The 8,722-nt window shown below is 54.9% G+C and carries 8 protein-coding genes; 3 read left to right on the plus strand and 5 right to left on the minus strand.

Features of this window, described 5'->3' with window-relative positions:
- Positions 1-133: 133 nt before the first annotated feature.
- The 3 genes from M7439_RS06270 to M7439_RS06280 form a co-directional block, all read right to left on the minus strand.
- Positions 134-1,684 carry an APC family permease gene (locus M7439_RS06270; RefSeq protein ID WP_298345109.1) on the minus strand — a complete coding sequence of 517 codons (1,551 nt, stop codon included), beginning with the start codon at positions 1,682-1,684 and terminating at the stop codon, positions 134-136.
- A gap of 443 nt (positions 1,685-2,127) precedes the next feature.
- A complete protein-coding gene (locus M7439_RS06275) occupies positions 2,128-2,436 on the minus strand; it encodes a nucleoside triphosphate pyrophosphohydrolase (protein ID WP_298345111.1) in 309 nt (102 codons plus the stop codon).
- A 1,231-nt stretch (positions 2,437-3,667) separates the two neighbouring features.
- A complete protein-coding gene (locus tag M7439_RS06280; protein ID WP_298345114.1) occupies positions 3,668-3,823 on the minus strand; it encodes a hypothetical protein in 156 nt (51 codons plus the stop codon).
- Positions 3,824-4,162: 339 nt separating this feature from the next.
- Here M7439_RS06280 and M7439_RS06285 point away from each other — a divergent pair, with 339 nt between their 5' ends.
- Positions 4,163-4,504 (plus strand): DsrE family protein, encoded by a 342-nt coding sequence (locus M7439_RS06285; protein ID WP_298345117.1) that lies wholly within the window; start codon positions 4,163-4,165, stop codon positions 4,502-4,504.
- Between the two features lie 205 nt (positions 4,505-4,709).
- On the opposite strand, the gene M7439_RS06290 is transcribed toward M7439_RS06285, so the two are convergent.
- On the minus strand, positions 4,710-5,201 hold the full coding sequence (locus M7439_RS06290) for a PadR family transcriptional regulator (protein WP_298345120.1): 492 nt from the start codon (positions 5,199-5,201) through the stop codon (positions 4,710-4,712).
- Positions 5,202-5,412: 211 nt separating this feature from the next.
- Here M7439_RS06290 and M7439_RS13045 point away from each other — a divergent pair, with 211 nt between their 5' ends.
- The gene (locus tag M7439_RS13045) at positions 5,413-5,760 is read left to right on the plus strand and encodes a helix-turn-helix transcriptional regulator (RefSeq protein WP_298345123.1); all 348 of its coding nucleotides are present in this window, start codon (positions 5,413-5,415) and stop codon (positions 5,758-5,760) included.
- Between the two features lie 930 nt (positions 5,761-6,690).
- Entirely contained in the window at positions 6,691-6,984 is a 294-nt protein-coding gene (locus M7439_RS06295) for a hypothetical protein (RefSeq protein WP_298345126.1), read from the plus strand.
- A gap of 720 nt (positions 6,985-7,704) precedes the next feature.
- Here the strand turns inward: M7439_RS06295 and M7439_RS06300 are convergent.
- Positions 7,705-8,722: MFS transporter (locus M7439_RS06300; RefSeq protein ID WP_308464410.1), on the minus strand; the 1,018-nt coding region annotated here is incomplete at its 5' end.

Raw genomic sequence — 8,722 nt, forward strand, 5'->3', positions numbered from 1 at the left:
AAGCGCCACCATCGGCATCATACTCCATCACTCATCATTATCGTCGGTCAAGCCACCCGCCGGGCGGCTTGACCGACTAGCGCCATAGCGGTAGCTACCGCCCAACATTCGCCTTGCTACTCGACGGACGCTATCAGACAGCTGATCGCAGCCGCTCCTCATGGATGCTCTTGGCATGGGTGCGCATCGGGTTCAGCAGCACCCAAAGAAAGCCGGCAGCCACCCATACCCCTACGATAATGATGGCCTTGATCGCGTCGGTCGCTCCGCTTCCACCACCAGCAATCGCAAGGTAGACCACACCGGCTAACTCGACAATATTCATCAACAGCCCGAGACCAGGAACGATCTTGTGCTTCACAAGGTGCGTATCGTGACGAGATGCGAACGCCACCAACGTGATCGCGCAGGTAATCCCATAGACCAAGAAGGTACCAATATTCGAGGCCAGCGTGATCTGGGTGAGGTTATCGACCGTGTGGACGCCATAGATCCCGATCAAGGCGGAGACGCCAGCGAGGATCCAAACACCTGCCGCCGGCGTGGCGAACTTGCCATGGAGGATACCGAGCAAGGATGGGAGTTCCTTGTCTCTTGCCATGGAGTACGAGAGGCGTACGGCCGTATTCATGCAGGCCAAGGTCGTGCCGAGAAGTGCGAGTAGCACCGTGAAGGCCACCACTAGCGCGACCGCCTCCCCTCCACCGCCAAAGAGTCGATCCACAACATTGGTCACCAGTGTGCCAATCGGCGCAGAGTCATTCCCGGCCGCTGCATAAGGTGCTCCGTGGACGCCTGCCATGGTTGCCTTGCCAAGCACGAAATCACTCGAAAAGTATTCAAGCAGGTAACAGAAACCTCCCTGAATCGCCAGGGCGATCAGTACCCCTCGTTGGATATCCCGCTCGGGCTTCATGGCCTCTGCTCCGAGTGAGGTGATGGACTCGAAACCCACCAACAACAGAATCGCGATGGTTGACTGATAGAGGAGGTTGATAAAATCGTGAGGCAGCAGCACCCCTCCAGCATTCGGCTGGACATACCCGGCATGCGGGTAACTGATCCGGTAGACGATGAAAATCGCGCTGATGGCGACCAGCGTCACGATCTGCACCACGTTGATCCCAAGGGCCACCATGGTCGAGCCAGTGATGCCACGATAGGCGACATAGCCTACCAAAGCCGACGATACGATAGCGATCAATGAAAGAACGGGCCAACCTAGTTGGCTCCCATGATCGAGGTCGGACCAGATGTAGCCAACGATGGTGGCGATGAAGGCGATCATGATCCCGGGGTAGATCCAATAGTACAGATGACTGATCCAGCCAAAGGCCAGTTTGGCCGGGCGTGCCAGTCGGCGATGCAGCTCTGATCTCTTGTCGAGAAAAGCAGCCTCTGCAAAATAGTAGGTTGATCCGGTGCCCGCATTCGGGTAGATCTTGGCAAGTTGCGAGTAACTCCAGGCGGTGAACATCGCCAATACGAATGCGAAGAGCAACCCGGTCCACATCGCAGACCCGGTGGCAGCACCATGGTTGGTCTGGGCAGCTTGCTCTTGAAACGTTGTCCACAGAAATGCGCCTGGAGCGATAAGGGCCATTCCATTAACGGTTACTCCCGTCAACGACAGTGACCGTTTGAACTCCGGTGACGAGCCCGGTGGACCTAGATCCGGTGACATTGTTTTTCCCCTTCCCCCCCAACACCGCGTTGAGGTTTGCGCCGATCCTACTCATCCGTTGTTACACCGATGTTTCAGCTCAATGAAGCGTTGTTACACCACCGAAAGCACTGCGATGACGCAGCGGCTGGCTAGCTAGCGAGAACCGAGGTACTTCTGTCACCCGAAGAGGATGGCACTCGAAGCAGGTCCCATCCTCTTGTCCTCAGCAGGAGTACTGCGACATGACTACAAGAGATCCGCATAAGGAGCGAACAACAAGCTCGTTTGCTCGCTAACGGGCCTGATCTTCTCCTATCTCGGGGTTGGGCAGATGCTCGACCAACGTCCCATCGGTCATGGCAAAGGTGCCACACCTATCGCGGGCCCACCAGAGGGAGGGCGAACGAGAACTCGCTCGCGCCAGGCGCCGGAGCCACGTGTGCCGAGATCCACCCAGTGCATCACTGGACATCGATCAGGAATATTCGTTCGTCAAAACCACCGTGCGTTCTACGTTTGGTGACCCGTAGTGCTTCAAGCTGATCCCAGGTCGCATGGTGCGATCCTAGGAGTGCATGAATCACCTCAAGTATGTCACTGAGCTCCTCAAGGCAGGGGTCATCAAGGTACTCGCTTATCTCCTCTTGTAGCTTTTGCCGCAACGCCAACGTCATCTCTGACTCGCGTAGAACCCGAGTAACCGCATGCCTCCCACTTGCATCAATGATCGTGGGCACGTTATCGCGTACCAGTTTGGGAGCATCACGCATCAGCGACCCGCCAATCGGTACCCATTATCGTCGCCACCAGTCTCACCTCACGCCCACCAATCCTGCCAGACCTGACCGCACCTGTATCGACATCGCCAGCGCCGCGCCTCTCCCTACCACCTGATGGTAGCAAATCCTGAACGTCACCGCACCAACACCAGCTAGCTAAGCATCGCCGTACGGGAAGGGCGACGTCGGTTGCGGCACCAGCGAATACCCCTGGCCCGGTCGTGACACCCGATAGGCTAGCGTCCCGCCTGACGCACACGAAATCAACGACTTCGCACTAGCTGTTCTAGCAAGGGCAGCACCACCAGCGCGCGAGGTACCATCTAGTCCGTCAGTGGCGCGTGCCGCCCTGCGGTGGACCACTCCAATGGTGCTGGAGCGATCGGTGGACTCGTGCCGTGTCCACCCCATCGTCGCCTGGAGACTTAGACGAACCCCGGACAGATCCTATTCACCGGCCTACTCGGCACGATAATCCCGGATCTGCTACCTCGCAGAGCTCATGGCGCACGATCGTCTTGGGTGCCACATCGCTCGGACCTTTTTTGGAAGACTTGATGCGAGCGTAGCCCCGGCGACAGAGGAACGAACCCACATCATTCGCGCTCCTGAGCGACGTTGTAGGCGGTTGACTTCAACCGGAGACTGGCCCCGCGCTGTCGCGGCAGTGACCGACTACTGCAACATGGCAGTTGCTAACCGCACCGGCAACGAACCTCGCCTCCGATCCCATCACTACGCAAGCAAAGCCACCGGTCGCCAACACGCAGCGGCGAGATCCAACTTTGATCCTTGATCAATGCAACATGCCAGCCGTCTTCTCCAATCGGCACTCAACACAACGATCAGCGACGCAGGGAACCCTGCCCAAGGACAGCAAGAAGGACCCACCTATCAGCTCAGTGGTAACCGTAAGAGCAGCCGGGCTGAACATACGTCCATTCATTCCATTAATTGGTGAGGTTCCTAGTAGCTTATTATCACAAGAACCGATCACCCATATCATAAAAGCGAATAGCTATCTGTATCACTATTTGCGATCTCATTTATCCATCACTGTGATCGTATTTTTGCTCACCTGTGTCGACACCAACAAGAACCCCCGCTACCAACCCCAACGACAGTTCGAACCAAAACGAAGAGCCAGACGACGTTCCCACGTCGTCTGGCTCTCTCTCGATCTCTAACTGAGCACTCATCGCTCAGCACCGTCAATACCTGTTCAGCAACCCTTTGCGTTACGCTCCGACATCAAGTACGCCGAGAGGACCTCGGAGCGTCGGGCACTCTGACCACTCACGCTCTGACCGATACTCTCAAGCTGCATCGACCCTCGGCGAGTCATACGATGACCTAGATTAAACTCAGTGAACCTCATTGTTCAATCCTCCATTTCCTTAGGACTAATTCCTACTACTTCTTCGTCATTAAGTATAGCAAGATTGAGCGGTATTTATTCCCCACATTTTGGGTGTCTTGCACGCAGCAGTCCCCCACAAACAGCGCTCCCCCAATGAGAACATCAGGTGATCAAGAACGCCTCGATTGGTCATCGGGAACTCACACTCTCTGACCAGCCAGAGGCCAAACGTGTCCGTGCAGTCTACCCGGCGTTGCCAGGGCAGACGAAGCCCTATGGCGACGCCTCGCGACGTCGATGCGCACCACACAACGACTCCCTACACAACAACGATACCCAGGGAGGTAGACTGGCTCCATGGTAAAAATAGCATTTTGGATCACCGCTGGACCAGATCAAGTTGACAAAGCGATGTCCGGACTTCGACTCGCTCAACGACTGCGAGCCAATCGTGGCCAGGACGTTCGCGTCTATCTTTTCGGTCCCGGCGTCGCGCTCGGAGAATCTTCGATCCCCGCTGTGCTCGAGGTTCTGAGTGATCTACAGGAGTCAGAGGTACCAGTACAGGCCTGCCCTGCCAACGTCACCCAGATGGGCCTCGACGAAAAAGTCCTCACTGGCCGAGGGATTGCTCTGGAGCCGGCAGGCAATATTATGATCGAACTGGTTGAGAGCGGCTACCAGATCATTGGCGTCTAGCACTTCACAACGCCAACTCCGGGGACTCTGTCGCGGGTGACACACAGGAGGCCAGAGGATCTACTGGATGCTTACCATCCGTAGATCCCCCTGATCACAAGTCATCATAATCCCGCCAGCTACGTGCCGGTTTCTCGTACTGCCTGGGACAAAGGGTCGAGCTGGTGCTACCACCAGGAAATCCTCGATGGTAGCACCAGACAAACTAGTTGACGAGCTTACCGAGTAGGTTCTCGATAGTAGCAAGCCGCTCCTCGACGGTTCTAACAGCAACCGGCTCGTTTAGCACAACCGACGATGCGGTCTCAGAGGTGGAGGACCCAGATCCCCCACAATTGCATTTGCAGGACATAATTTCACCCCCTTCCCTCTCTTGGGTGTCGAGCTTTAGGTGCCCGACATGCGATTTGCCGACGACATCAAGAGCTGCCATTTTGGCGAGCAACCGAGCGAGCGTCGCCCCGGTGTACGTCAAACTGTTATTCCAACTTCTCAGCCGGTCTCTCCCTATCGCGGTCAGTTCGTAACGCCGACGATCAGGACCTCGCTCGCTTGCTTCATCGGTGACGGACAGGGCCCCGATGCGCGTGAGGTGAGCAAGGGTCTCATACAGTCGACCGCGACTCACCGTCCCAGTGACCAGACCCTCCTCCGCGAGCCAGTTGGCGATACCATAGCCATAACACGATGCCTCCATGCAGGCCACTAGGACCGCCGCCTCAAGCAACCCCTGGATTGGAGCACCCCTCGCCTCTCTACGATTCCCAGAATCAAAGCAACCACAACTCCCGCACATGATCACACTATATCCAGTCTGGAGCTAGCTCAGACCCTCTCGAACATGAATCCAACAAACTTCGTTCTCTCTATATATCGGTATATTTAGATTTCTATATATACTGGTAGCAATGGAGCTCATCGAACAATCAGTTGAACCACAAAGCATCGAACTCGGAACGCCACTTGCAAGAGACCAAACCATCGCCTTGGCGGAGTTATGCCAAGCGATCGGCGACCCTACCCGTCTCCGCATACTATCGTCGCTAGGCACTGCCTGCATGCCGGTAGGAATGATTGCCCAGTCCACTGGACTTCGCCAACCCACCGTCTCACACCACCTACGTATTCTCCGCGACAGGGGCCTGGTGCGTCCCGAGCGACGCGGAACTTCTGTCTACTACTGCGCCGCAAGCGAGGAGTTGCAACCCACGCTACGCGCACTTCGCTCCCTACTGAGGGATACAGTTCGTTCATGAGCATCCACCACGGCGACGCACAAGGAGCAATCAGGCCACTTTGGATCGCTCCGTCAATATCGCGACTGGCTATCGACGCAAGTGGCACGCAGTCACCACCGACCCAGTTCAGGCAAGGAGCATCATATTGATTACGCAAACGACAAAATCGCAACCGATCCTAGTAGGCGGGTGCCCTACAGCAATTGATCAGATCCGAAGGCTTGAGGCATGTCAATCATCCGCTTCTCGGTAATCCAAATAGGCACATCAACTGTCTCCATGCAGAACAACAATCGAACACGTCGCAAAAGACTGCGAGAACCTAATGGCCCAACTATGAACATACTCCCATGGCCACCAGTTTTCGTCATGCCCGCAATGCTCGCCATAGCCATTCTCGTGGTCCTCAAAGGAACCTCATGCACTATGCCATTTTCAGGTAGAATGGGCCAACCTACCAGAGATCGTGATACAACAACAGACCGGATCTCCACCGATACGCTCGACCCATTCATAACCCTACGTGAACGGCTCGCCAATGGATCACGAAGCATCGAAGAATACACAAAGCGTCTGGAAACCCTCATTCGCTCTGCGCCCTATTATCCGATGTGATAATCAACGGCAACACGGCGGCACCGACATAGTAATGAGAGGCGTAAGGTGATCAATATAGGATAATATAGTATTCTTTCACATCCCAATACACTGATATATAAAAGATCAGCGTCGTGCCCAAAGAAGTCCATTCAGTCGTGTCCCCAACCCCATATAGGTCAATGGGAGGAGGTACAGATTACGACATTGATCACTCTCGCAGATATGGATATAAGCAATCAACACTCCAATAACCGCCACACTGGCCAAGATGAGCCATCGCACTACTAAAAAACAACCGCAACACAATTAATATTCGCGTCTCTACACTGAAGAAATGAGTAATCAACAATGACTAATACCAGCTCTACGGCAATCACCGAGCCAAGTGCAATCTCTACACCCAAGGGCGTTGACCTACTGCTCCCGCTTGACACTCCTAGGGATATCCTCGACATCTTTGTAGCGTCCTGCAACATCGGTCAATGCAGCTGCGACACAAACTTTGTCTCTAAAATTACCGGGGTCGAATTGGTTGAGGAACCAGGACTCCTTCGAGTACGGGTTTCGGGGGCTGTCACACCAGAGGAGGTACTCGCGGAGATGGGGAGCTCGGCACCTGAACTTGAGGGAAAGCCCTCCTAACGAGCAGATCTTTTCATACGATCACGCGGGGGCGTAGCCAGCGTCAGCGATGCGTTCATCACGCCCTCGATCAAATCAAAACAACAGGTACGGATAATTGAATGTTCCTCATGCATTGTAGAACCACACAAGGAAACCATTCTCATCCTGCTTAAGGAACCAACTGCCTCCCCAAGCCGATTGTAGACCTTGCTATCTGCTCTTGGGCGATGGCAACGAATCCGTCGATCCCGTCATCCCACGATAGGCATAACCTTGGGATAGGCATCCATCAACAACACTTCACGAGCGGCTGAAAGCAAAATGCCAACGATGACCCTGGACTACTGTTGATCCTTTCCAGGTACCGCCATGCACAACAGCCTCAAATACTTCATTGTGGGGAAAGATCAGTCACATTCATGTATCCTGGAAGGTGCCATGAATAGCATAGGAAACACCAGCAAGAGACATGACCTTACCCCGGATCGCCCCTGAATGATCTTGCCGCAGAACCATGACCACAGGGACGCCTGTTGTTCGGTCATAGAATTCACCGGTCCAGCGACCAATGATAGTGCCCTTTGCTATTCCACAAGAACTAAGGGCGCAAGAACATGCTAGGCAGACGATGATCAACCCGAGCCAAGAACGCCGCTGAATGCGTTGGTGTAGGTCCACAATGGTGGATCCGTGACACCAAAGGCGCTGTCTTATGGTCATCCGCGTCATCGAACGCTCCTATGCTCTTGGCGCGACCCACTCTGGATGCGCTCTCCACGCAGGTTCACGCTTACGTCGTTTTGGGTCGGTCTCCTTGAATAACAGCAACAGGATCAACCCCGAGAACCCTACCAGCACAGTTCCAACCCAAATCGCAGCAGATACTCCCGCGAATACAGCTACCCCACCTAAAACAAGTGGTCCAACTGCGTATCCCCCGTCACGCCAAAGCCGATACACCCCAAGGGCACCTCCGCGCCATCTGGGATCTGCCGTATCTCCCACCGTAGTAATGAGATTTGGATACACCAGCGCCATCCCAGCACCCATCAGTATGACGGCGAGATACCAAAGGGCATGGCCGCTGGCTCCGACAAAGACGGCGAGCCCACCGGAGATCAAAAAAGTGCCTACAGTGATAGGGAACTTGCGACCGACTCTATCAGCCAAGGCACCGCTTGCGACTTGTCCAAACCCCCATACCCAGGCGTAGATCCCCACAAGCAGTCCCACCTCGGCCAATGAGACACCTCGACGCAACAGAAAAAGTGGGAAAAAGGCTGCTACGAGACTATCAGCAAACTTGTTGATAAAGCCCGCCTGACAGACTGCCAGCATAGAACGATCATGCCAACTCATGTACACACCAAGGCGCGTCAACTTTGGAGCTGGCTGTGCTGGATGAGCTTTTGCATCCGGACCAGAACCCATCGATTCCGAGTGGGCAAAGGGCAGCGTCTCCTTTGCTGGTCCAAGAGTGACCAGAACCCCAATGACCACCACGCCCAAAACAAGTAGATAAGGAGTGGGACGCAACCCATAGCTGGTTACGAGGAGACCAGCCAAGAAACCACCAACCCCCACCCCCACATAGCCGGCCGATTCATCGATACCGACGGCGAGTCCTCGATTCACCGGGCCGACGAGATCAATTTTGGCGGTCACCGACATCGTCCAGGTGAGTGCCTGGTTCACCCCTAGGAAAAGATTTGCGATAATCACCTGCCACCATGCCGTTGCAAAGATGATGATGAGC

The sequence above is a fragment of the Ferrimicrobium sp. genome, from assembly GCF_027319265.1.
Lineage (GTDB): Bacteria > Actinomycetota > Acidimicrobiia > Acidimicrobiales > Acidimicrobiaceae > Ferrimicrobium.